Here is a 24042-nt window from a genome sequence, read left to right on the forward strand (position 1 = left end):
GGAGGGACCCTTTTGAAAAAGGGTCCCTCCCCCACGCCCCCACCCCCCAAAACTCTTATGGTATTTTGGTCTATGGCGAGGTGTTTTTGAAATAACGATGGGGGCAGTGACAGCCTTTGCAGGCATCAGGCCAGCAAAAGCCCATTCCCAAGGGGATTTTGGCGTCACGGGTACGCCGTTCCGGACGCTTGCCAGCGGCAAAGCCTGTGGATACTATATATGCCACTTTATGGCCTTACGATGTGTTTACTCAGGAGAAGCTTTGTGAATATTACGTGTCCGCGTTGCGGCTTCAGCCGCCAAGTGCCCGCCGACCGCCTCCCGGCGCGCGCGGTTATCGCCACCTGCCCCCATTGCTCCTGCCGGTTCCGCTTTGCGCCTGATACCGGCGTGCAGGAGGTTCTGCCGGATGCGCCGCAAACCGGAGGCCACGGCCCCGTGCGTGATCAGGGCGCGGTTCCCGCTTCTCATGATGTGCCAGATTCCGCAAACTCCCCAGATCCCGTTAGCCCCCCAGATCCCGATGAATACCGGGATGCTGCCGGCGCGGCGCGAGATCCCAATGAGGACGACCCCCTGCCTCCGGGAGCCATTGTTCCCGGAAGCCCCTCATGGTCGCGCGAAGACGCAAGGTCAGACGATGCCGCGCAGCAGGAGACAGCGTCACGTGGGCGGGAACAGGCCCCTGCGCGGGACGGCGCGCAAAAGAGGGTCTTGGGCGCAGGCAAGGCCGGGCCTGAAGACCCTGCGGATCATGATGATGACCCGCGCGCCCACGCCAGCCGCGCCTATGAGCGAGAACAGAACCGCCGTTACGACGAGGACGAGGATCCGTATGACCGCAAGCGCCGCCTTGGTGATGCTGCGGACGATCATGAAGGTGATGCCGGACACGAGGGGTATGACGCCCAGTATGATGACGGCGAAGCCGGTATACCGTGGGAAACAGCCCCGGAGCCAGATGGCTGGCTGCCGGCCTTTTATCATACCTGCATGCGCGTCATGTTCAGCACGCAGCGCCTTTTCAGCCAGGTGCGGCCCGATGGGTCGCAGATGCGCGCCCTGATTTTTTATCTGTTGGTGAGCGTGGTTCAGGTCGTTGTGGAGCGCGTCTGGTCAGGGCTGTTCATGTCCCTTATGGCGCCCAGCGCCGCTTCTGACCCACAACTGGAAAAAATGCTCATCCTGCTTTCGCCCCAGATGAGCCTGCCCATGATCATATTGATCAAAACGGGCATGTCCGTAATCCAGCTGTATGTGCTCAGTGCGCTCATAAACTTCACCTATGGTTTTGTGCGCGGCCGTCGTGCCGATTTCGGCCAGGTTTTTCAGGTTCTGGCCTATGCCGCCGCACCCACGCTCTTGTGCGTGGTGCCTTTGCTGGGCTCTCTGGTGGGTTTTGTCTGGATGGTGGCCTGCGTGCTGATTGGCTGCCGCGCGGCGCTCAGGCTTACATGGCCGCAAACGCTCATGGGGCTGGCTCCGGTCATTCTGCTGATAGCGCCCCTGCTTCTCCAGATATTTCAGGCTGCCCGCATGTGACCGGGCAAGCCGGACCATCGCCTGATCCACAAGCGTCATGGCCGTTCCACCGTCTGCATCTGGCGGCGGAGCGGCCATGTTGATTATTATGGCACGCTTTTGGCAACTGCCAGAATACTGGCGTTGCGTCACGTCTGCGTAAGGACGCATGCGCCTGCCGCGCAAACGGGGCCGCAACGGAGACAGATTAAGAAAAACCGTGTTGGTCAGAAAACAATTATCAACGGCGCTCTGCCCTGAGGGACAGCCTGCCCGGTTGGTTTCACGTCAGGAGAACACTATGCATACCTGCCCTTCAGTTTCAGGCGCGTGGCGTGGCCGGAGTTTTGAGGATACGGCTTGGCCCCGGATGCGTATCCTGTTTGCAGCGGTGTTTTGCCTGCTGCTGTTTTTGGTGGCGGGCTGCTCCAGAGCGCCCGATGACACGAGTCGTACAGAGCGCGGCGTGACGGGAGATCTGAGCATGCCCATTCAGGTGCAGGTCAGCAATTTTGTGCGCCGCCAGCCGCCAGCCATTTACGTTCGGCCGAGAGAGCCACTGGGGTATCGGCCCACAGCGCTTTTTGTTCCTTTGCGGACGGTGCAGCAGATGTCCAACGCCGTTACCTTCAGCAACATGTTTTCGCGCCAGATATGGCAGGTGTGGCTGTCGCTCAACGCCTTTTCCGCTCTTGAGTATGATACCAGCGCCGCGCCTTTCGAGCCGCAGCGCGCGCTTGCCATTGCCAGGGCGCGCGGGGCGCAGATGCTGGTGAGCGGCTATATCAATCACTACATGGATGGCGGATCCGGCGGCACCAGTTCGCTTTCGCTGGCCATGGAAGTCTATGACGTGAAGACAGGCACGGTTGTGTGGTCCATGGCGCAGGGCGGGCTTATGGATGCGCGCCAGGTGCATGATTTTTATCTTTTTTCCATAACGGAAGTGAATCCCGAAGACCCTTCAAGCCTCATTGCCCGCACCCTGGCCTGGGATATGGGACGTCAGGTTCTGGGCTGGGTTGATCCGAGCCATCCGGCCCCAAGGGATTCTTCGTGGACGGATATGTTCAAGTCCAAGGCATTTTAACGCAAGGGCGCATTTAACGCAGTCTGACGGTCGCGTGCGTAGACGCCCGGCGCGAAAGCGCGGCGTATCCACACGGCCAAGCAATAACAATTACAACACGCCCCCTTTGAGAAGAAACCTTCTCAAAGGGGGCGTGTTGGTACAGATAACTATTGTGATGGTGCCGTGCCTGAAAACCGTTGCCTTTGGAACCGCCGTTTAAGATCCTAAAACTACGATAAAAGTTTTAGGGGGAGGGGGTGTGGGGGAGGAGACCCTTTTCCAAAAGGGTCCCTCCCCCACAAGGCATTCCAGCGCGGTAGCGCTCTAGAAAAACAGCCATGTAAGCAGCAGAAAAAGGGGCAGCAGCACGCAGCCGGACCAGAGCATATAGCCGAAAAAGCCGGGCATGCGCACGCCCTGGTTTTCGGCTATGGCCCGCACCATAAAGTTGGGGGCATTGCCGATGTAGGTATTGGCTCCCATAAACACGGCTCCGGCCGATATGGCGGCAAGGGTGGCTGGGGCGTCGCGCATGAGGGTTTGGGCGTCGCCTCCGGCGGTGTTAAAAAAGACCACGTAGGTGGGGGCGTTGTCCAAAAAGCTTGAGAGCACGCCCGTGAGCCAGAAATACATGGCATTGTCGGGCTGGCCGTTGCTGGAGACAAGCTGGATGAGTCCCGCGAGCGCGCCGTCGGTTCCGGCTTTCAGGATGGCTATGGCCGGAATCATGCTGACGAAGATGCCCAGAAAAAGCTTGGCGACTTCTTCAATGGGGGCCCAGGAAAATCCGTTGGCGTCGCGGCTGGCAGGGCTGGTAAGCCGCAGCGAGAGCCAGGCCAGGGCCAGCAGCGCAAGGTCGCGCGCCATATTCTGCCCTTCAAGGGGCACACCGTAGACCTCTATCGCCGTGCCAAGGCGGAACAGGCCGGACAGCAGCACAGCCAGAACGATTCCAGCCAGAAGCAGCAGGTTGACCTTGCCCTCAAGCCCGAGTTTTTCGGTTGCGCCTGCCCGTGAGCATGCGGGAAGGGGCCTGCCTTCTCTGGCGAACAGTAGTGCGTCAAGGGCAAGGTAGATGAGCAGCAGGACGACGGAGAGCAGAAGGGTTTTCAGAAAGAGGTTGGTGGTTGTCCAAAAAAAGCTGACTCCTTTCAGGAACCCCAGAAACAGCGGCGGGTCGCCCAGTGGCGTCAGGGAGCCGCCGATGTTGGCCACAAGAAAAATGAAGAATACAACGCTGTGTACCTTGTAGCGGCGGTGAGCGTTGGCCCGCAGCAAGGGCCGTATGAGCAGCATGGCCGCTCCGGTGGTGCCCATCCAGCTGGCAAGGACTGTGCCCACGGCCAGAATCCCGGCGTTGACCAGGGGCGTGCCTGTGAGCGATCCCGTAAGGCGCACGCCGCCAGCCACTGTAAAAAGAGAAAACAGCAGAATGATGAATGGGATGTAATCAAGAATGATGATATGCAACAACTCGTACAAAGCCACGGAGGGGCCGAACGCAAAGGCGCAGGGCAGCAGAAAGGCCAGGCCCCAGAATACGGAAATTTTGCCGAAATGCCGCTCCCAGAAGTGCGGGGCGGCAAGGGGCATGACGGCTATGGACAGCAGCATGCAGACAAAGGGGATGACCCAGAGGGCATCCAGCCCTGCGCCCGGCAACGTGGGATGCCCTTGGGCGGCCAGTGCGGCGGTGGGCAGGCAGAAGGGCAGGCAGAAGGGCAGAAGCAGAGTGAAAAGTAGTGTTCGGATATGCATGTTGAGGCTCCAGCGTGTTTCCATAATAATATATGTTGAATGCGCCATGGAGACAATGCGCTTGCCTGGGCCAGCTTTTTTTGAGAAATAACAAGGCCTGAACAGAACAGCAAAGGAAGACCCCATGCCCAAGGAACCCACGGAAAGACGCAAGGCCCGCCTGCTTGAAGTGCTAAGCCACCGCCAGCCCGACCTGACTCTGGTACTGGCGAATATTCATGATCCGCACAATGTGTCGGCCATCTACCGCTCGTGCGACGCCTTTGGCGTCAGCCAGGTGAACCTGTACTACACCAACACTCCTTTTCCGGCGCTTGGGCGCAAGACCTCGGCTTCGGCCCGCAAGTGGGTGGAAAGCGTACGCCATAAAGACAGTGAAGCGCTGATGACGAGTCTGCGCGGGCAGGGCATGCAGGTGCTTGCCACATCCTGCTCGCCCACGGCCCGGCCCTTGCGGGAATGGGACTTTACGCGCCCCACGGCGGTGATTATGGGCAACGAACACAGCGGCGTTGAGCAGGATTTGCTCAATGTGGCTGACGGCGAGCTCTACATACCCATGTATGGCATGATTCAGAGTTTCAATGTCTCGGTGGCGGCGGCCATCATTCTTTCCGAAGCCGCGCGCCAGCGCGAGGCGGCGGGAATGTACGGAGAGCCACGCCTGGACGCGGCCTCGCTGCAGGCCAAGATGGACGAATGGCTGGAAAAGTAGAAAAATCAGAAAAAGCAGAAAGTGCAGGAAATGCAGAAAGTGCAGGAAGTGCAGGAAATGCCCGTTCTGTTTCCAGTAAAGCACATTGCCCTTGAGAGCACGCGCCCGTAAAGGGTGCGCCACGCCCGCAAAGGGTGCGCGTCCGTAAAGGGTGCGCCACGCCCGCTACAGCTTTTACCCGCGCATACAGCCAGGGTTGAAGCCCGTACTGCGGGCGTTCGCATGTAGCCGCCAGAGCGGTGTATGATAAGAGTTTTGGGGGGAGGGGGTGTGGGGGAGGAGACCCTTTTGCAAAAGGGTCCCTCCCCCACAGAGCGTTTCAACGAGGCACAGTTCTGTCGCCGCGCCCCATCGGTCACGTCCCTCCCCCACAAAGCGTTCCCCACAAAGCGTTTCAACGAGGCACTGTTCTGCCGTCGCGCGCTCCCGAGGCCCTACTGCGCGTCGTTGACCGGCTGCACGTACTTTTCAAAGCGCTTGCCGTTCCACTGATAGCCGATGTCATAGGCCACAGGCACATGAGCCATGCCGGTGCTGGTCCAGAAGAGGGGCTGCGCGCGCAGCCCGCCAAGGCCCAGGCAGATCATGACCGTGGCCTGCACGTCCGGCGGCAGCTTCTGGTCTTTGCCCAGAAATTCCTCAACAGCGGGTTCCGGCGGCGTGTCCACGGGAACCAGGCGGCCGGAGGCGTCCATGCGCCACAGTTCCACGGTGCAGACCGAGCCGCCCAGGGTCCCTATGGCGGCGTCCACCGACGCGTCGTTGCTGTGCCGGAAAAGGCGCAGGGCTACCGCAATGTCATGAAAGGGCAGATTGGCGAAGACCATGATGTCTTCAGTCTCGCCCGCTATTTCCCAAAAATCGGACTGTCCGTTGGTCAGCAGTTTTTGTTTTTCGGCGGGACTCAGGCCTTCAGGAGTATTTTCAAAAATGCTTTCAGGCAGGCTTGTAAAAAATTCCCGTGCGTTGCGTTCGGGCGCGGCCGCCATGGCAGGCGCGTGCTCGAAGGCCAAAGCGGAAAAAACAGCAAGAGCCAGGGCAAGAAAGAGTGTGTGTGCGCGTTGGTAAACCATAGTGTATGCTCCCTGTCGCAGGTCGGTTTGATGGGCCTGCGGTTCGTAAAAAAATTTATACCGCCTTTATGATTTTTTGTCCACGCAGAGGTGAGAAGAGATAGAGCATTTTACCTTTGAATAAGTGTAAATGCTCTAACGTGCGTCTTTAGGGCACAGAGGCGGAGGGTTGCAGCCATGCAAGGGACAGCGATGGAGGGTACTGTAAGGGGCGCCCAGAACGGATTGCGGTCGTGGGTATGTATTCTTGGCGTTTTTTAAACGCCCGCCTTGGCGCTTACCGGAGCAGATAGCCAGGATTCACGTTTTCCCGTGATGCCTGTTCCCGTAATGGTCAGAATTATGTAACCGTGAAATTGGGCAAATTTTTCTAAAAATTAATGGCTGTTATTTCTTTGAATTGTGCCGACATGCCCAGATCATTGCCCACAAAAAAGCGACTGCGTCCCATCCGGAAAACAGCATGCAAGAATTATATATAAAATTACTGTACCATCAAATGGTGATAGGATTTTCTGCAATTCAGGTGGGGAAGAATATTCTACAATGTCCTTTATGGAGCCATTTTGTGCCCACATAACAGGAATCACCATTGCGGAAGATGTCATATGCGTGATGCAAACAGGATGATATATGTTATTTTTACTTGCGACACTATGCGTCAAGCTCTAAGTCCGCCATGTTTCGCAGGTCGTCAATGTTGTTGATGCAAACTTCGTTACGGGTAAATTTGGTAATTATATTTTTTTCTTTTAACTCTACAATTGCACGCGCCAGGGTCGCTCGATGAATTCCCAGCAGGTTTGCCACCTCCTGTTGCGTCATGCCGCAAGGGAAATTCTTTTGCAACTGGTGCTTTCGAAACAGGCTAAGGATAAATCGGCTAAGGTGAATTACTGGTTCTTCTGTTCCCATGCTTGCGAGAAACGTATAATGAATCAGCATCTTCATTCCCATGGATCGCATCAAGTTGGTAATAAGGTGGGGGTAGGTGCGTATAAAGTCCTGTGAAGCCAATAGATCCAGTGGAAAACGGTATAATGTGGTGTCAGTAATACATAAAAAACGTCCAGCCGGTTCGTACCCAGAAACAGTACGCGCTTCATTGAATAAGCAGCCCGGATTAATGCAAAGCGCCAACCGCTCCCTGCCGCAAGATGAAAAATACGATATCGTAACCATGCCTGATGCGAGATAGTACATCCCTGCACCTTTTTTATAGGCTATTGTTGTTCCTTTTGGATACTGGCGTTTTGTAGCAAAATGCAGGACTTCTTCCCACTCGCGATTTAAGTTGGATACATGTCCAAGTTGCGCCAATTCCTTGTCTTGTGTTGTAGAAGCCCCCATACAGAACTCCTTTTGCAGGCGTTACGCCTACCCACATGAATTGGTATGCGCCCGCAAGACTATTCTCTGATTCAGCAAGGTCTGGTTAACTCTGAGTTTGCAGATTTTTCACGATTCAAGACACGCCCTTTGCGGAAGTTTAACGTGCACAAGCTGGCAATGCTGTATTTTTGTACAGCCTTTCATGATGGTGGAAGCATTCACTGGCTGGTGTTGCGCTCGCGCCTCTGCCCGGCGGCGTTTGTTTGCGAAGCAGCCTGAACATTTCAAGGTAAAATGTCTAAGGCTTTGTTATGCCTAATGGTATTAGACCCACATTCGCACGCACCCGGTTATAAATAATACAGGGGTATCAAAGATGCAAATGTGGGTCCTGGTTGAGTGTTATGACGTCAATCAAATTGCAATATCTGACATCTCTATGTGTTGGCCTGCAAAACGGCACCCGTCATGCTGAAAGTGTCACTGTCGCAATAACCGCTTTTCTTCAGGCGTGTCATCCAGACGCAACAAAGGGCGCTCATGATGCCTATTCCAGCAAGGTACATGCACAAGTACCATGGTTCGCCTCCATTTGCGGCAACCAGAAACGTGGCTACCATCGGGGCAAAGCCAGCGGTGGGAATGCCAGAAACCTGATATACGAAAGAAATGGCCGAATAGCGCACCGACGGCTCAAAGCTGTCAGAGAACATGCTGGACATGATGCCAAAGATGCCAGAGTAAATTACTCCGAAGGAGCCTCCCAGAGCGAGGACCACGATGATGAAGTTGTTGCTGAATTCTTTGAAAAGCCAAAACACAATAAAGGACACTATGCTGAGGATAAAAGCATTTGTACCAAACACCGTGGTTTTGCCGACCTTGTCAGCAAAAACACCCCAGAGTGGCATACATATGCCCATGAACAGCGAGGCCAGAGTCACGACCATAAGCGCTGCCGAGCGATCCATGCCATGGTTTGTAAGAAAAGTCAGCGAATAAACACTGAATACGGCAAAGGCCACCCCATCAATGCATCGTGCCCCCATACAGGCGATCATCATTTTGGGGTAACGTTTAAACGCTGCCATGAGGGGGGATTTGACTTCGGCATTGCGTTCTTTAACTTCGGCAAAGTCTTTTGTTTCACTCACCTTCTGGCGAATGTAGCTGCCGACAAACAACAAGGCCAGGCTGCTGACAAAAGCAGACCGCCACCCCCACCTCATAAAGGCTTCATCAGTAAGGAACCATGAAAGGGCTCCAATCACTCCAGAAGCCAGCAAGAGCCCGACAGCCAGGCCGACCTGGGGCAACGTTCCAAAAAAGGCACGCCGGCTTTGCGGGGCAGACTCAACGGCCATGAGGATGGCGCCTCCCCATTCTCCTCCAAGGCCAATGCCTTGGGCCAACCGGCAGATTATCAACAAAATTGGCGCCCAAATGCCAACCTGGTCATACGTGGGGATAAGACCAATAAGGGCAGTGCCGATTCCCATTATTTGCAGGGTGAGAACCAGCATTTTTTTACGCCCTAACTTGTCGCCAAAATGGCCAAAAATCATTCCACCGAGAGCGCGTCCCAAATAGCCCACAGCAAAAGTGGCATACGACAGAATGGTGCTCACTACTGGGTCAAAATTGGGAAAATACAGCTTGCCAAAGACAAGCCCGGCAACAGCCCCATACAGGAAGAAATCATACCACTCCAGTGTAGCGCCAACAAATGATGACAAGACAGCGCGTTTAAGATTGGGGTCAAGCCGTGTACCCTCAGTATGGTCTTTGATGCCGCTTGATGGGTTTTCCATGAGAAATTCTCCCCAATATACAGGTTAAAAAACTGACTGAAAACTTGTTACCTGTGTTGGCGTGGCGAGCCTGTGGGATATTTCAAATGCTGTTCGAGTTACGCCCTTTGTGGTGTAACTTTTTATGCTGGTGCTGAAAGTTTTTTAGCTTGAACGAAATTATCAGATGTGCATTTTTTATTTCGATCGCAAATGCGACATTTTAAAATTTTCTCAGAATTTTTTTAAGGTTCCTTGATTGGCATGGGCAAAAGCGGGCCATGCAAAAGAAACGCATGGCCCGCTTGAGGCACGGTGTTTTTGGGGGAGGGGTACTATGAGGCTACACAGGACCTGACATTTGAAGCCGCAGCGGGAGCCGTTTGCTCTTCAGCTCCCTGTGAATAGACAGTAGTGACTTTGTCCTGGGTAAAAAAGTCAATGCCGCATTTTCCCTGAACTTTATTGGTTCCAAGCAGGGAGCCTTTAATGCCGCCAAAAGGGGCATAGGGATGCGGGGCACAAACGCCCACATTGATGCCAACCATCCCAACGTCAGCTTTTTTGCTGAATTTTTCTGCATAATGCAGGCTCTGCGTGAAGATGCAAGCTCCATTGCCATATTCAGATGAATGAATCAGCTCCAGAGCATCATCAATCCCGGCAATTTTTGTGACAGCCACTAATGGCCCGAAGACTTCATCTTTAAAGAGCGGGTTGCAGGGGGTGACGTCTTTAATGATCGTTGGTCCGATAAAATACCCCGCCTTGTTTTTTTCGGGCATAGCCGGATTGCGGCCGTCAAGGATGAGTTCGCATTTGCCGTGGTTTAAGGCAATGTCAATATATTTTTCAACATTTTCAACTGCTTCGCGAGAAATAAGCGGCCCCATGTAAACCTTTTCATCAAAGGCGTCACCAAAAACAACCTTTTTGGAGGCCTCAACCATGCGTTCGATTACGGTGTCATACAACTCCGGGACAATACCCACAATCGAGCCAGCCAGGCATCTTTGACCTGCGGAACCGTAGCAGGAGTTTATGAAATTTTTTATGAAAACATCTATGTTTGCATCTTCCATCACAACGAGCATGTTTTTGGCGCCGCCCAGCAACATGGAGCGCTTTGCGCCAGCCGCGCAGCCAGCGGCCATTTTTTTTGCGGTTCCCGTGGAACCGACAAGGCATACCCCCGCGATCCGTGGGTCTTCATACCATGTGGCAGGAATGGAGCGGTTGCCGTGAATGACATTGACCACCCCGGCAGGCAGATCGATTTCGGTAAAGAGATCACACACCAGTTGCATGAACAAAGGAGACTTTGTTGACGGCTTGAAGATAAATGTGTTTCCGGCAGCTATGGCAAAAGGAATGAACCAGCCAAAAACAAGGGCAGGAAAGTTGAACGGGGCTACCCCTGCAAAAACTCCAAGGGACTGCTTTACAACTTTTACGGAAATGGCCGCACTGACCTGGTCCAGAGTGTCCCCCTGAATCAGTGCCGGTGTGGTGCAAGCCATGTCCAGCAGTTCAACCACGCGCTGGACCTCCCCTCTTGCCTCTGAAATATGCTTTGCCTGATCATAGGCAATGCTTTGAGCAAGTTTTTCTGTGTCGCGTATCATTGCTGCACGAAGTTTGTGTATGTATGAAACGCGCTTGGCAATAGGAACATCGCGCCAGACCGTATAGGCCTTATACGCGGTTTCGATGGCCATCTCCGCTGTAGCCGCGCCAGACATGGGTACTTCGCCGATTTGTTCCCCTGTGGAAGGGTTATGCAAGGGTGCGGTTTCACAGTCCGTTTCCATGCGCCATTGCCCGTCAATGTAATTTTTTATGTGAACATAAGGAAACTGAGACATTTTCCACTCCTGTTTAAAAAAGCATTTAATTATACTGTGCAGTGCCGAATCTTAAAGCATTTTCGCTTTGAGAATATCCATTCTCATTGCTTCCAAGGCGCTCGCTTCAGCGCGTAACCGCGCAAATATATAGCGGTGCTGTCTTCGCGGCAGCCGTTGCCGAAGGGCTTACGGATGGCGACAGCGATTGCAACGAATAAACACAGCCGTTACGCACGCTGTCTTCAACGGCTGGGGACAGCATCGCTAGTAAAATTGCTCTAAAAATGCTCGGTAATAAGCTTTTCAAGATCCCTGGCCGTAGCCTGGCGTGGATTTCCATCCATAAGCCTGCGAGCAGCCGCTGCTCTTTCTGCAATTCCTGCAATATCCTCCCGTTTGACCCCATGAGCTTCAAGGCCGGGCTCAATATTCAAATCCTTCAACAGGGCTGAGAATCCCCTGGAAGCTGACAGGGCTTTTTCAAGAGTAGAGGCCCCGTGGGGGGCACTGCCAAGAAATTCGGCAATAGTCGCATATTTCTCGGGAGAGGCTATTGCGTTGAAGGATATGCCCATGGGGGCGATGGCTGCCATCAGCAGTCCATGAGGCAAATGGTAATTGGCCGGAACAGCCATGCCGATGGCGTGGATAACGCCGTTCTGAGTGTTGGAAAAACCCATGCCGCATATGGAAGCCGCATAAAGCATGGCTGCTCGCGCGCTGCGGTTGTTGCCGTTGGTATAGGCCAGTCTGATGTTGTCCGAGATGAGGCGTATGGCGTGTATGTTTGGAGCGTCGGTAAATGGAGTAGCGTTTGTGTTTACAAAAGACTCCATGGCGTGCACCAAAGCATCCAGACCTGTGATGGCAGTGTAGTACTGGGGAAGTTTCAGGGTCAGATCAGGATCAAGCAAAACCACTTTGGCGTAAAGATAGTCGCTGACGATCCCCTTCTTGGAATTGGTTTCTTTGTCGCCAAGTACCGCGATGGAAGTCATTTCGCTGCCAGTGCCAGCCGTTGTAGGAATCAAGATTGTTGGCAGGCACTCCGAAGGCACCAGATGCATGCCAAAAAAGCGCTCAAGCTTTCCGCCATGTTTGGCCAACAGGGCTGTGGCCTTAGCGCTGTCCAAGGCGCTTCCGCCACCAAAGCCAATAATGATGTCCGCCTTAACCTGCGAGACAACCTCAGCAGCCTTCTCTATGGATTCCGGAGTGGGATCAAGCTCTACATCGCTGAACACGTCGGCCGTAATGTCAGCTTCTTGCAACGCTGCCAGCAGAGTGTTGTGCAGCCCGGCGTTGATGAGACCCTTGTCGGTCATTATAAGCACACGCTTGCAGCCCAGGCGTTTTACTTCATCGCCCAGTTTGCTGATTGCCCCTTGCCCATATACAATTCTGCTGATGGTTTGGAATATTGAAACCATGGTCAAATTCTCCTTGTCATTAACAGATGCCCAGTTTTACAGACGAAAACCGGGGTATACTCACAAGCTGCCACGCTTTTTCTAAGTAAAGCATTATGTTTTTTCTGCCGCTGGGTTCTATTGCAAATGCTACATGACCCCAAAAATGTGCAAAAAAGTTCCCGATAAAGAGTATGTGTGCAATAAACTCTTTTAACCCTGTTACTTCATTGTCTTTAAGAAAATTGCCATGCAATGGCCCGTATTGCGTAAAGAGGTGTTACGCCATGCGCCGCCGACCTTGTCGTTGGTGTACCCAGCGCGGTTGGGAACGTTCTTTAGAGCAATTTCTCTTTGAAATTGCTCTGCTGGCGCGAAGGCGGCAGTCGCCACGAAGTGGCGTGGATTCCGGCGAAAACCACGTTTTCCGCCAGAATGATGCGTTGAAACAAAGAGTGTTTCAAAAGAAAAATGCTCTAAGTTGCTTACGATTGCGCCTGACCAAAGGGGCAGAGGCTTGATACACCATTGCAAAAAGCGTCCGCCGGCTTGGGAACGGACGGCAGTAACCGCGTAGTGACCGGTAAACCGGGCTCTGTATCAAAATGCCTCTGCCCGTGGATGTGTATGGTTTTCCGTTCGAGGATGCAGCTGTAGAGGGCGTCAGGTGATTGCAAGGGCGTGCGCGTAGTGACTGGCAGCTGGGCGCAAAAGAGTTTTGGCTGAACGTGGGGGTACGGTGATGCAATGAGCAGTTGGCTCTCACGTCTGGCTGGCGGGCTGTTATCCCACATGAAAACGTCGCAAAGGATTGCGCGGTGGTGCCAGCGCCCCCGTGCCGCGTGGGGGCTGGCAAGAATGCTGTTCCTTTCCGTAAGCGATGGGTCGCGTCGCTACCGTACGCCAGGTAACACCTTTCCTTTCATGCTGTTGCGCAAATAGGCGGCTTCATTGCCGGCAAAAAACGCAGGGCTCAGTGGTTTGTTCTCAACTTTTGTTTCAGCATCAAAATAGCGCCATTGGCGCGGTCTTCACCAATGCGGGTGGCCTCAATGGGCCTGGGCCATCTTGCCAATCGGCCCCAGCGCGCTTACATATGCCCACATGAACACCAGCACCAAAAAACCTTGCATACATATTGAAAAGGCCCGGCAGCACAACCTCAAAGACATCAGTCTGGACATACCGCGCGATGAGCTGGTGGTCATTTGCGGGCCTTCCGGGTCCGGCAAGTCCACGCTGGCTTTTGATATTGTCTATGCCGAGGGGCAGCGCCGCTATGTGGAATCCCTTTCTGCCTACGCGCGTCAGTTTTTGCCCCAGATGGACAAGCCAGACGTGGAAAAGATTGAAGGGCTTTCTCCTGCCATATCCCTTGAGCAGCAAAGCGTCTCGCGCAACCCGCGTTCCACCGTGGGCACGGTGACGGAGATTTACGACTTTTTGCGCGTGTTTTTTGCCAGGCTTGGCCGCATGTACTGCCCCCAGTGCGGACGCCCCATTGAGGCGCGCGCTGCGGACGAAATCATTTCAGATATTCTGGCCCTGCCGCAGGGCACCAAGTTTATGGTGCTGGCTCCGCTGGTCGAGATGCAAAAAGGCACCCATCAGGACAAGTTCAAAAAGCTCAAGGCCGAGGGCTTTGCCCGCGTGCGGGTCAACGGCGTTTTTTGCACTCTGGATGACGTGCCCGTTCTGGACAAAAACAAAAAGCACAGCATTGACCTTGTGGTGGACCGCCTGGTGAACAAGGACGGCATCCGGGGCCGCCTGGCCGACTCTGTGGAACTGGCCCTGCGCTATGGCGAGGGCCGCCTTGTGGTGCATTTGCCCGACAAGGCGGCTGCGGGTGAAGAGGCCGACACCACGCACTCCACCTCCTCTGTCTGCACGCACTGCCGCATTTCCCTGCCTGCGCCAAGCCCGCAGCTTTTCTCCTTCAACGGGCCGCAGGGAGCCTGCCCGCGCTGCGTGGGCCTTGGCGGTGTGGACTACTTTGAGCCACGGCTCGTTGCGCCCAATATGGGGCTTTCTCTCAATACGGGCGTACTGTTGCCCTGGGCCACGGGCAAGATGTTCAGTCGCTATGAAGACGCGCTCAAAGCTCTGGGCAAGCGCTTCAAGTTCACCTTGTCCACGCCGCTGGAAGATTTTTCTGAAGACGCCCTGGCCGCGCTTTTTTACGGCGAGGACGAAAAGGGCCGTCCCGCGCGCTCGTCCCTGGGTCTGCGTCGCAACTGGATGGGCGGCAACGTGGCTCTTGGGGCCGGGGGCGACTACCAGAGCGAACACTTCACCGCCGCCAGAAGCATGGGCGACGTGAGCGTCAATGACAAGCGCTGGCCCGGCGTCATCCCCCTGCTGGAAAGCGGCATGCAGTACGGCGATGCCTGGCGCGAGGCCCTTTCGCGCTATCGGCAGACCATGGACTGCCCCGACTGCAAGGGCGCACGGCTCAATCCCAACGCGCTTTCGGTGCGCGTGGACGACCTCAATATCGCGGCCTTCTGCAACCTTTCGGTGGAGCGCGCCCTGGAGTGGCTGGAAAAGCGCGAGTTTTCGGGCCGTCATGTGGTCATAGCCGAGCCGCTCATGAAGGAGCTGACGCACCGTCTGTCCTTCATGCGCAGCGTGGGGCTGGAATACCTGTCCCTTGGGCGCTCCATGTCCACCTTGTCCGGCGGCGAGGCCCAGCGCATCAGGCTGGCAAGCCAGCTTGGCTCCGGCCTTGTGGGCGTGACCTATGTGCTGGACGAGCCTTCCATCGGGCTGCACCCGCGCGACAACGAGCGGCTCCTGGGCACGCTGCGCTCCCTTCAGGCGCGGGGCAACACAGTGCTGGTGGTGGAGCACGACGAGGCCACCATCTGCGAGGCCGATACGGTCATCGAGCTTGGCCCCGGCTCGGGCGCGCACGGCGGCGACATCATGTTTCAGGGCAGCGTGGACGATCTGCTTGCAAAGGCCGATACGCTCACGGCCCGCTATCTGCGCGGGGACGACACCATTGCCCTGCCCGACGCCCGGCGTGACCCGCAGGGCTGGCTTGTGCTGCACAACGTGACCACCAACAATCTGCGCAATGTGGAATGCCGCATCCCCCTCGGCGTGCTGACCTGCGTGACCGGGGTTTCCGGCTCCGGCAAAAGCTCGCTGGTGGTGGACACGCTGTACAAACACCTGGCCCTGAACCTGGGGCTGCGGGTGGATCAGCCCGGCACCATCGGCGGTCTGGTCTACGAAGACGGCGCTGCCCCCATTGAGCGCATCGTGGCCATTGACCAGACGCCCATCGGGCGCACCCCGCGCTCCAATCCGGCCACCTATACCAAGATATTCGACGAGATACGCAATATCTTCGCCATGACGCAGGACGCCCGCAAACGCGGCTACAAGCCGGGGCGCTTCAGCTTCAACGTGCGCGGGGGCCGGTGCGAAGCCTGCGGCGGCGACGGGCAGATTCGGGTGGAAATGCATTTTCTGCCGGACGTTTACGTCACCTGCGACGTGTGCAAGGGCAAGCGCTACAACCATGAAACCCTTGAAGTGCGCTACAAGGGGCTGAACATCGCCGAGGTGCTCAACCTTACCGTGAGCCAGGCCAGGGATCTGTTTCAGAACTATCCCGCACTGGAGCGCCGCCTTGCCGTGCTGGAAGAGGTCGGCCTGGAATACCTGCGGCTTGGGCAGCCCGCCACCACGCTTTCGGGCGGCGAGGCGCAGCGCATCAAGATCTCGCGTGAACTGGGCAAGCGCTCGCTGCCGGGCACCATGTATATTCTGGACGAGCCCACCACGGGCCTCCACATGCACGAGGTGGGCAAGCTCATCAAGGTGCTGCACGCACTGGTGGACAGGGGAGCCAGCGTGGTGGTCATTGAACACAATACAGACATGATCCTCGCCTCTGACCACGTGCTGGATATGGGGCCGGGCGGCGGTGAAAACGGTGGCCTCATCGTTTCTGCCGGAACGCCGGAGGCCATCGTGGCTGACCCCAATTCCGTTACCGGGCGCTTTCTCATGCAGGAACGTCTGGACAGGATCAAGAGGCGCTCGTGACGACACGCTCTGGAGCGGAGAGTCTTTGGAATGCTTTGTGGGAGGAGAGACTTTGTGGGGGAGGGACCCTTTTGAAAAAGGGTCTCCTCCCCCACGCCCCCACCCCCTAAAACTTTTATTGTTGTGTGGTACAAAGAGTTTTTTGTTCTGGAACGAGGGGTTACATGCTCTGATGCTGCGCGGAAGTGCAGCGCGCCGCAACGTGGTGTAGATGACAGCATTGAAATGTGACGCATTTCTGTGCTAATCTGATTCGGATACACAGGCTTTCAGGCGTCACGCCATCGCTCAGGGCAGCCAGTCGTTCCTGGGGTATAGTTATCGGGCCGTCGGCCAACACAGTCGGCAGGCGTACGCTGTTCCCCCCCCCCGCATCCGTGCTTGTCAGCAAAAAGAAACCACCCGCAAATTTGCGGGTGGTTTCGGTTTAGAAGGTAAGCAAAAGGAGGAGGAACGGAGACTGTGGGGGTGAGAAATTAGAGAGGGCAGGGAAGCACTGATTAAAGAGCCTTCTGGAAACGCGCAGTTGTTTCGTTTGGCAAGGCGCGATCTTTTTTGAAGCAGGAGTGTACTCTTCCGTCCCCGACTTTTTCAAAAAAAGTGAAGCAACACAGCCAAACGAAATAAATCAGTTTTTCCCTGGACAGTGTTGTCACGAGATGAATTTTCAGTCATATCAAGAAGAACAAGCCTTTTATGAAGGGAGTGTACTCTGATGGTACTCGACCGGAATAAAAGGCGAAGTTCGACGAAGAGATGCCTGAAAAGGCGCTCGTGACTACACTGTCTAGAGCTTGCCCACCAGATCCAGACCAGGCTTCAGGGTGGCCTTGCCGGGCTTCCAGCGGGCGGGGCACACCTGGTCGCCGTGTTCGGCCACAAACTGGGCGGCCTCAAGCTTGCGCATCAGTTCCTCGGCATTGCGGCCGATGCCAAGGTCATGCACTTCATACGCCTTGATGACGCCTTCGGGGTTCACAATAAAGCTGCCCCGCAGCGCCTGGCCGGCGTCTTCAATGAGCACGTTGAAAGAACGCGCCAGCGTGCCCGCGCAGTCGGCCAGCATGGGGTACTTGACCTTGGCGATGTTGGGTGAAGCATCTGCCCAGGCTTTATGCACAAAGGCGCTGTCGCAGGAAACAGAATAAATTTCGCAATGGAGTTTCTTGAAGTCGTCGTACATTTCTGCCAGGTCTTCAAGCTCTGTGGGGCACACAAAGGTAAAGTCCGCCGGGTAGAAAAAGAAGACAGACCAGTGCCCCAGCAAATCAAGGTCGCAGACGGTTTTAAGTTCGCCAGCCTGGTATGCCTGAACTGAGAAGGGTTCCACTTTTTTGTTGATCAGATTGGACATGATGCTTTCCTTATTTTGGCGGACGGCAGCGTCGTCCGGAAGCAAGTGGGGAAGTTCTTTTTGAAAACAGTATTCAATCTTATTAGCGCTGTCAAGAAAATACAAAAGTTTCTTGAAAGGCTGGATATGAATTACGTGTAGCAGAGTACAGCCCGTTCTCAAATATGGGAATGTACCTTCCACCCTTGGTAAGCTCTCCCTGCTGTGGGGGCAAAGTGGTCGCGTTTATGGAGTTTTCAGGATATCCGCCCCGAACAGCCATGTGTAATCCATTGCTTTTTGCCCAAAAGTGCGTCACAAATAACACTGTAGCCTGAGTGAAAAAGCGGTTCCGCCAAAAAACAGAGCCTGTTTTACGTGGCGCGAACCGAGAAAATATTTTAGTGTGGATTCGGGGGTAGGCAAATTATGACAGCAAAACAGCGTGACGCCTGCCTGGCGGACTTTCTGGAGTTCATGAACCGCAAGGGCCTGAACACCACCTCGCAACGGCGCATTATTGCCGAAGCTTTTTTTGAGCTGCCGGGCCACCATTCGCTTGAAGAATTTTATCAGCATATCCTGCAACGTGATCCTGGTATCGGGCAAACCACGGTATACCGGACGCTGAAACTGCTCTGTGATGCCGGAATGGCTATGGAAATCCACTTCAGCGACGGCATCACCCGTTATGAAGTGGCCAGGCCCGACAGCCATCACGACCACCTGGTGTGCCTGCAGTGCGGAAAAATTGTGGAGATATGCGACCCGCGCATTGAAAAACTGCAGCGCGAACTGGCTGAAAAATATGGATTCAAGCTGCGGGGGCACGTGCATAATCTTTATGGACTGTGCGAAGCCTGCCGGGCCGAAGCTGCCCAAAAAGACAGCTAGAGCAGTTGTACTTTGAAATTGCTCTGACGACTGCAAGGGCAGCGCCCGCCGCCAGGGTGCAGGCGCAATCGCAGTCGCAGTCACAGTCGCAGTCGCAGTCGTGCCACAGGGCTTACGGCGGTGTTTTACTGTCTTTTAGCGCAGTTGCCTTGAAAAAAGGTTAGATGCGCTCACGCCATATGCGCGGCAGCGCCCGCAACAGGCGTCATGCTGCTGAATATGCGGTTTTCGGCAGAATGAACCCTTGGAAATGCAAAGTACTTCAAAAGTACTCTGGCCCGGTCAGACTCCTCCCGTCTTTCACCTGCCCTTCCCTTAAATACACATGAAGGGTAAGGCGATTATCCTCAAAAGTGCATGCAATTCCGGTTAGGTATGAAAACGTAACCGCATCTTGCCTAACGAACTTGACATTCATTTTCGTCAGGCGCAGTATCCATTCATGAGGTGATTTACATGGACGCACAATTGATTGTCGTGGCGCTTTGTATTGCGGGTGCGGCATTTTTTGTTATTCGCCGCATGGTAAGGGCGGTAAATAAAGGGCAGTGCGGTTGCGGTTGCGATGGCTGCGGCAGTCCCGGCAAACCCAAGGATATGGCCTGCTGCTCGTCTAAAACTACGGAGTCGGCCGCAGAAGCTCAACGGTTGGAAGCCAACCGTATTGACCCGGTTCATCGGAAGGATGTGTAAACCCCTGTAAGAAACTTGCCGACGCTGCTTGCTTCGGTAACGTCCGCCATGGCCTCCATCCCGGCCGAAAATGGCTACATTTCCGATGTCTGGTTTGCCCCCTGACAGCGTCCGGCCCCCCCCGTGTCATAGCCCCCCTCCGCTCGTTGCCTGGCCTGGTTGTGCAGCGTCAGGCAACGAGATAGTACAGCCCCGGAGTGTTCTCCGGGGCTGTCATTTTTGGTAACCCAAAACCGCCTGCATAGCGGATGGTTTTGATTGTTGTGCATGCGTGCCGGGCTGATGCCGCTTGGCGTTTGCCGTCTCTGTAGCAAATTCCCTTTGAAATGTTGTGACGTCTGGTGGGCGCTGTTTCTGGAGCCTTCGCCCCGGAGCACAACATTCCTTACGCGCTACTGGAACCATACAATAAGAGTTTTAGGGGGTGGGCTGTGGGGGAGGAGACCCTTTTGCAAAAGGGGCCTTCCCCACAATGCTTTTCAATCCCTCCACCACAGCGCCTGGCCCCCACAGCGCCTGTCCTCGCGGCCGCAATTGCCCTTGCGGCTGCGCGGCAGGCGCGTTCAATCCTTGCGAGGTATATTTAAAATAGTTACTTGTCCTGGCTGACTGAAAAAGTGAGGCTTCTGAACCAGTCAGGCACTGCAACGGGGCGGCCTTCCTTGTTTACCAGTGCATGCTGCGTCATGCCGGTGGCCAGCAGGCGCGTCTTGTCCTCGTTCCATATCTCATATACAAAGCGCATGGAGGCCCGGGTCCACTCGCTGATGCCTGTTCGCACCAGAAGAAGATCGTCATAATGGGCCGGGGAACGGTAGCGGCACTGCGCTTCACGTACGGGCAAAATGAGGCCCCTTTTTTCGACTTCGGCGTAGCTCATGCCGCAACGGCGGATGTATTCGCTACGGCCGCGCTCGAAAAGATGCAAATATTCAGCATAATAAAGAACGCCCATCGTGTCCGTTTCTCCGTAAGAAACGCGGTGAGGCATCCAGATATCAGGAGTGGGAAAAGCGTCATGCACAAGAAATCTCCTTATGTATATGCGCCGTGCGCGCCGGAGTCGTTCCGGGAACCGGGCGTCCGCAGGTGCGGATTTGCGGCATTGTTGCTCATGTGTCTGGTACTGGGGGCCTGCGCCAAAACGGTTGCCCCTCCTGCGCCGGAATACGTGGGGCCGCCAGTGGGCTTTGAAAGCCCCGAATTTTTTGTGAGCTGCCTGCGGCCCGGCACCCAGGACCTGACCAGTTGGAAGGACATGGCTCCTACCGTGCGCAAGTCTTTGCTCTATGTCAACAGCAAGCCCCAGAGCGCCATTGCCGTGCAAAGGCCCGGCCTTACCGTGACCTGGGGTGAACTTTCGCGCACGCTCACCCGCCTTCAGGAGCTTTTGCCCCGCCTTGACAAGGAACCGGGGCTTTTTCTCGCCAATTTCACCTGGGTGGAAGTGCCTGACGGCATAAAGTATTCGGGCTACTATGAACCCATGGTGCGCGCCAGCCGTACGCGCAAGCCCGGCTATACCCAGGCCATTTACGGGCTGCCGCCGGATCTCAAGTCCGTGATAGCCAAGCGTGGCCACTATCATGACCGCCGTACCATCGAGGAAAAGCAGGTGCTGGCTGGCAAGGAGCTTGAACTGGCCTGGGCCGCCGACCCCGTGGACGTGTTCTTTTTGGAAATTCAGGGTTCCGGCCGACTGGTTTTTGACGACGGCACCGAGGCATTTGTCAATTACGCGGGGCAGAACGGGCACAAGTACAAAAGCTCGGGCCGCATCATGCGTGAAAAAGGTCTGCTCAGGCAGGGCGACATTTTTGAGCAGCGCCAGTGGTTCAAGGATAACCCGCACCGCGTGCGCGAAATTCTCAACGATAATCCGAGCTACGTCTTTTTCAAATACAGCGGACGCGGCCCCACAGGGGCCATGGGTCAGGTGGTGGACGACTGGCTTTCACTGGCCACGGATCGCACCTTCATCCCCCTTGGTTCAATCGTGGCCTATGGGGTGAACATACCTGACCAGAAGCGCGGCAAGTTCCCCCTGCGCGGCATCGGCTTTGCCCAGGACGTGGGCGGAGCCATCAAAAAGAACCGTATCGACGTGTTCTGCGGCGGCGAAGAGCGCGGCAACTTTGTGGCCAGCCACCTGGACGCCAAAGGCCCGGCCTGGGTGCTGCTGGCAAAATAGGGGCGGCGGCGCGGGCTGCCCGATACGCGCAAGAAGTTTCGCGGTGAAATGCTTTGTGGGGGAGGGACCCTTTTGAAAAAGGGTCTCCTCCCCCACGCCCCCTCCCCCTAAAACTTTTATTATGTTTTGGTGGATTATAACGGGGTTCTGATCTAAAGCGGAGATGTTAGGGCAGCGTCTTCCGGGCATCACACCATATCAACGGTTACTTGTTCTGGCTGACCGAAATGACAAGGCGCGCCCCTTACGGGGCGCGCCTTTCTGCGTGTACGGGTAATGCCCGTGGGAACTAGCCGAGGAAGGCCTTGAGGTCGTCCTGCGCGGTGCTCACGCCGCCGATATTGAACTGTTCCACCAGCACCTTGACCACGTTGGGCGACAGGAAGGCGGGCAGGGTGGGTCCAAGGTGGATGTTCTTGACGCCAAGGCTGAGCAGGGCCAGCAGCACGATGACGGCCTTCTGTTCGTACCAGGCGATGTTGTAGACGATGGGCAGGTCGTTCACGTCCTCAAGGCCGAAAACTTCCTTGAGCTTGAGGGCGATGACGGCCAGGGAGTAGGAGTCGTTGCACTGCCCGGCGTCCAGCACGCGGGGGATGCCGCCGATGTCGCCCAGGTTGAGCTTGTTATAGCGGTACTTGGCGCAACCGGCGGTAAGGATGACGGTATCCTTGGGCAGGCCAGCGGCAAATTCAGTGTAGTAGTCGCGGGATTTGGCGCGGCCGTCGCAGCCGGCCATGACCACGAACTTCTTGATGGCGCCGGACTTCACGGCGTCAATGACCTTGTCGGCCAGGGCCATTACCTGATTGTGGGCAAAGCCGCCGATGATCTCGCCGGTTTCGATTTCCGTGGGCGCGGGGCACTTCTTGGCGTGGGCGATGATGGCGCTGAAGTCCTTGTGTTCGCCGATTTCACCGGGGATGTGCTTGCAGCCCGAGAAGCCCACGATGCCCGTGGTGTACACGCGATCCTTGTAGCTTTCCTTGGGGGGCACAAGGCAGTTGGTGGTCAGCAGGATGGGGCCGTTGAAGCTTTCGAATTCTTCCTTCTGCTTCCACCACGCGTTGCCGTAGTTGCCCTTGAAGTTGGCGTACTTCTTGAAAGCGGGGTAGTAGTGGGCGGGCAGCATTTCAGAGTGCGTGTACACGTCAACGCCCGTGCCTTCGGTCTGCTGGAGCAGCATTTCGAGGTCGCGCAGGTCGTGGCCGGAGATAAGGATGCCGGGGTTGGAACCCACGCCGATGTTGACCTTGGTGATTTCGGGATGGCCGTAGGTGCCGGTGTTGGCGGCGTCAAGCAGGGCCATGGCCGAAACGCCAAGCTTGCCGGTTTCAAGGGTAAGGCCCACGAGGTCGCCCACGCTCAGGCTGTCGTCCAGGGTTTTGGCAAGGGCTTCCTGCATGAAGGCGTCAAGGCTGGTTTCATGCTTGCCCAGCACGTCGGCGTGCTTGGCATAGGCGGCCATGCCCTTGAGTCCGAAAGTAATGAGCCAGCGCAGGGAGCGCACATCGTCGTCAGTGGTGGCCATGACGCCCACGGTTCCCGCCTTGGCGAGCATGGCGGACTTGTCGGTGGCGTCCCACAGGGCGGCATCGCTGAGGCCGGTCTTGTCGCCAAGGGTGGCGGCCAGTTCCTTCTTGGCCTTACAGGTCATGCGGATGCGTTCGGCCAGAATGTCGTCGTCAAAGTTGGCGTTGGTGATGGTGGCAAAAAGGTTGCCCACGATCAGCTGGTCGATCTTGTGGTCAATGGTCTTGCCTTCGGCGCGCAGGCGGGTGGTGATCTGGCCAAGCCCCTTGGACACGTAGATCAGCACGTCCTGAAGCGCGGAGGTTTCGGGCTTTTTGCCGCACACGCCGACCTGGGTGCAACCTTTGTTACCTACGGTTTCCTGACACTGGTAGCAGAACATGGCATTACTCATGGTAGTATCCTTCTTGCGACTCCGTTGCAGCGGAGGCTTGGGTGAACCCGCGATGGCGGGCACGTCACTATAAACTTTTATGGGTTTTCTGTGGGAAAAACGACCACCAACAGCATTTTGAAGCGCTCGGGCGCGCTGACGGCATGCGGGTGTCCGGCGGGCATCACTATGGCTTCACCTGCCTTGAGAAAGGTGGCCTGCCCGTCGATGCTGACCTGCCCCTGACCGTCCAGAGCCAGGACAAAGGCGTCGCCAGTGGAGGTGTGTGCGCTGATTTCCTCGCCCTGGTCAAAGGCGAAAAGCGTCATGCTCACAGCGGCATTCTGAACAAGGGTCTTGCTGGCTATCTGCCCGGGCTGATACGCCACCTGCGCTGCAAGGGGCAGGGCCGTGGCGTAATCGAGATTTTTGAGGAAGCGTTGCAT

Annotated in this window: 18 protein-coding genes; 7 read left to right on the plus strand and 11 right to left on the minus strand. The window is 55.8% G+C overall.

The window, feature by feature from the left end; translation table 11 throughout:
- The first annotated feature begins 264 nt into the window (after nucleotides 1-264).
- Nucleotides 265-1542 carry a YIP1 family protein gene (locus RBR41_RS13260; RefSeq protein ID WP_320353122.1) on the plus strand — a complete coding sequence of 426 codons (1278 nt, stop codon included), beginning with the start codon at nucleotides 265-267 and terminating at the stop codon, nucleotides 1540-1542.
- Nucleotides 1543-1891: 349 nt separating this feature from the next.
- Nucleotides 1892-2611 (plus strand): hypothetical protein, encoded by a 720-nt coding sequence (locus RBR41_RS13265; RefSeq protein ID WP_320353123.1) that lies wholly within the window; start codon nucleotides 1892-1894, stop codon nucleotides 2609-2611.
- 306 nt (nucleotides 2612-2917) lie between these two features.
- Here RBR41_RS13265 and RBR41_RS13270 read toward each other — a convergent pair whose 3' ends face one another.
- Nucleotides 2918-4351, minus strand: a complete 1434-nt coding sequence (locus tag RBR41_RS13270) for a sodium:proton antiporter (protein WP_320353124.1) — start codon at nucleotides 4349-4351, stop codon at nucleotides 2918-2920.
- 124 nt (nucleotides 4352-4475) lie between these two features.
- Between RBR41_RS13270 and RBR41_RS13275 the strand changes: the two genes are divergently transcribed.
- Nucleotides 4476-5066 carry a TrmH family RNA methyltransferase gene (locus tag RBR41_RS13275; protein WP_320353125.1) on the plus strand — a complete coding sequence of 197 codons (591 nt, stop codon included), beginning with the start codon at nucleotides 4476-4478 and terminating at the stop codon, nucleotides 5064-5066.
- 434 nt (nucleotides 5067-5500) lie between these two features.
- On the opposite strand, the gene RBR41_RS13280 is transcribed toward RBR41_RS13275, so the two are convergent.
- From RBR41_RS13280 to RBR41_RS13305, 6 genes are all read right to left on the minus strand, one after another.
- Nucleotides 5501-6139 carry a hypothetical protein gene (locus tag RBR41_RS13280; RefSeq protein WP_320353126.1) on the minus strand — a complete coding sequence of 213 codons (639 nt, stop codon included), beginning with the start codon at nucleotides 6137-6139 and terminating at the stop codon, nucleotides 5501-5503.
- 654 nt (nucleotides 6140-6793) lie between these two features.
- Nucleotides 6794-7489 carry a Crp/Fnr family transcriptional regulator gene (locus RBR41_RS13285; protein ID WP_320353127.1) on the minus strand — a complete coding sequence of 232 codons (696 nt, stop codon included), beginning with the start codon at nucleotides 7487-7489 and terminating at the stop codon, nucleotides 6794-6796.
- Between the two features lie 419 nt (nucleotides 7490-7908).
- Entirely contained in the window at nucleotides 7909-9282 is a 1374-nt protein-coding gene (locus RBR41_RS13290) for an MFS transporter (protein ID WP_320353128.1), read from the minus strand.
- A 314-nt stretch (nucleotides 9283-9596) separates the two neighbouring features.
- Nucleotides 9597-11126, minus strand: coding sequence for an aldehyde dehydrogenase family protein (locus RBR41_RS13295; protein WP_320353130.1), 1530 nt, complete (start codon nucleotides 11124-11126; stop codon nucleotides 9597-9599).
- A gap of 260 nt (nucleotides 11127-11386) precedes the next feature.
- Nucleotides 11387-12538, minus strand: coding sequence for an iron-containing alcohol dehydrogenase (locus tag RBR41_RS13300; protein ID WP_320353131.1), 1152 nt, complete (start codon nucleotides 12536-12538; stop codon nucleotides 11387-11389).
- Nucleotides 12539-12739: 201 nt separating this feature from the next.
- Complete coding sequence (locus RBR41_RS13305) at nucleotides 12740-13051, minus strand: hypothetical protein (protein ID WP_320353132.1); 312 nt, start codon at nucleotides 13049-13051, stop codon at nucleotides 12740-12742.
- A 570-nt stretch (nucleotides 13052-13621) separates the two neighbouring features.
- Here RBR41_RS13305 and uvrA point away from each other — a divergent pair.
- Complete coding sequence (uvrA, locus tag RBR41_RS13310; protein WP_320353133.1) at nucleotides 13622-16579, plus strand: excinuclease ABC subunit UvrA; 2958 nt, start codon at nucleotides 13622-13624, stop codon at nucleotides 16577-16579.
- A 787-nt stretch (nucleotides 16580-17366) separates the two neighbouring features.
- Here uvrA and ahpC read toward each other — a convergent pair.
- Nucleotides 17367-17933 carry an alkyl hydroperoxide reductase subunit C gene (gene ahpC / locus RBR41_RS13315; RefSeq protein WP_320353135.1) on the minus strand — a complete coding sequence of 189 codons (567 nt, stop codon included), beginning with the start codon at nucleotides 17931-17933 and terminating at the stop codon, nucleotides 17367-17369.
- Nucleotides 17934-18341: 408 nt separating this feature from the next.
- Between ahpC and RBR41_RS13320 the strand changes: the two genes are divergently transcribed.
- Nucleotides 18342-18806: a transcriptional repressor gene (locus RBR41_RS13320; protein ID WP_320353136.1), complete on the plus strand. Its 465-nt coding sequence runs from the start codon at nucleotides 18342-18344 to the stop codon at nucleotides 18804-18806.
- A 456-nt stretch (nucleotides 18807-19262) separates the two neighbouring features.
- A complete protein-coding gene (locus RBR41_RS13325) occupies nucleotides 19263-19499 on the plus strand; it encodes a FeoB-associated Cys-rich membrane protein (RefSeq protein WP_320353137.1) in 237 nt (78 codons plus the stop codon).
- A 592-nt stretch (nucleotides 19500-20091) separates the two neighbouring features.
- Here the strand turns inward: RBR41_RS13325 and RBR41_RS13330 are convergent.
- Complete coding sequence (locus RBR41_RS13330) at nucleotides 20092-20523, minus strand: thioesterase family protein (RefSeq protein WP_320353138.1); 432 nt, start codon at nucleotides 20521-20523, stop codon at nucleotides 20092-20094.
- A 90-nt stretch (nucleotides 20524-20613) separates the two neighbouring features.
- Here RBR41_RS13330 and RBR41_RS13335 point away from each other — a divergent pair, with 90 nt between their 5' ends.
- Nucleotides 20614-21690: an MltA domain-containing protein gene (locus RBR41_RS13335; RefSeq protein WP_320353139.1), complete on the plus strand. Its 1077-nt coding sequence runs from the start codon at nucleotides 20614-20616 to the stop codon at nucleotides 21688-21690.
- A 289-nt stretch (nucleotides 21691-21979) separates the two neighbouring features.
- Here the strand turns inward: RBR41_RS13335 and hcp are convergent, their stop codons facing one another.
- Both hcp and RBR41_RS13345 read right to left on the minus strand, forming a co-directional pair.
- On the minus strand, nucleotides 21980-23605 hold the full coding sequence (hcp, locus tag RBR41_RS13340; protein WP_320353147.1) for a hydroxylamine reductase: 1626 nt from the start codon (nucleotides 23603-23605) through the stop codon (nucleotides 21980-21982).
- Nucleotides 23606-23694: 89 nt separating this feature from the next.
- A complete protein-coding gene (locus RBR41_RS13345; protein ID WP_320353140.1) occupies nucleotides 23695-24042 on the minus strand; it encodes a cupin domain-containing protein in 348 nt (115 codons plus the stop codon).

Source organism: Desulfovibrio sp., assembly GCF_034006445.1.
Taxonomy (GTDB): Bacteria; Desulfobacterota; Desulfovibrionia; order Desulfovibrionales; family Desulfovibrionaceae; genus Desulfovibrio.

Excerpts from the sequence above, each read along its gene's own strand:
- RBR41_RS13265 (WP_320353123.1), top strand. The coding sequence starts at position 1,892 with ATGCGTATCCTGTTTGCAGCGGTGTTTTGCCTGCTGCTGTTTTTGGTG.
- RBR41_RS13270 (WP_320353124.1), bottom strand. The coding sequence starts at position 4,351 with ATGCATATCCGAACACTACTTTTCACTCTGCTTCTGCCCTTCTGCCTG.
- RBR41_RS13275 (WP_320353125.1), top strand. The coding sequence starts at position 4,476 with ATGCCCAAGGAACCCACGGAAAGACGCAAGGCCCGCCTGCTTGAAGTG.
- RBR41_RS13280 (WP_320353126.1), bottom strand. The coding sequence starts at position 6,139 with ATGGTTTACCAACGCGCACACACACTCTTTCTTGCCCTGGCTCTTGCT.
- RBR41_RS13285 (WP_320353127.1), bottom strand. The coding sequence starts at position 7,489 with ATGGGGGCTTCTACAACACAAGACAAGGAATTGGCGCAACTTGGACAT.
- RBR41_RS13290 (WP_320353128.1), bottom strand. The coding sequence starts at position 9,282 with ATGGAAAACCCATCAAGCGGCATCAAAGACCATACTGAGGGTACACGG.
- RBR41_RS13295 (WP_320353130.1), bottom strand. The coding sequence starts at position 11,126 with ATGTCTCAGTTTCCTTATGTTCACATAAAAAATTACATTGACGGGCAA.
- RBR41_RS13300 (WP_320353131.1), bottom strand. The coding sequence starts at position 12,538 with ATGGTTTCAATATTCCAAACCATCAGCAGAATTGTATATGGGCAAGGG.
- uvrA (WP_320353133.1), top strand. The coding sequence starts at position 13,622 with ATGAACACCAGCACCAAAAAACCTTGCATACATATTGAAAAGGCCCGG.
- ahpC (WP_320353135.1), bottom strand. The coding sequence starts at position 17,933 with ATGTCCAATCTGATCAACAAAAAAGTGGAACCCTTCTCAGTTCAGGCA.
- RBR41_RS13320 (WP_320353136.1), top strand. The coding sequence starts at position 18,342 with ATGACAGCAAAACAGCGTGACGCCTGCCTGGCGGACTTTCTGGAGTTC.
- RBR41_RS13325 (WP_320353137.1), top strand. The coding sequence starts at position 19,263 with ATGGACGCACAATTGATTGTCGTGGCGCTTTGTATTGCGGGTGCGGCA.
- RBR41_RS13335 (WP_320353139.1), top strand. The coding sequence starts at position 20,614 with ATGTGTCTGGTACTGGGGGCCTGCGCCAAAACGGTTGCCCCTCCTGCG.
- hcp (WP_320353147.1), bottom strand. The coding sequence starts at position 23,605 with ATGTTCTGCTACCAGTGTCAGGAAACCGTAGGTAACAAAGGTTGCACC.
- RBR41_RS13345 (WP_320353140.1), bottom strand. The coding sequence starts at position 24,042 with ATGCAACGCTTCCTCAAAAATCTCGATTACGCCACGGCCCTGCCCCTT.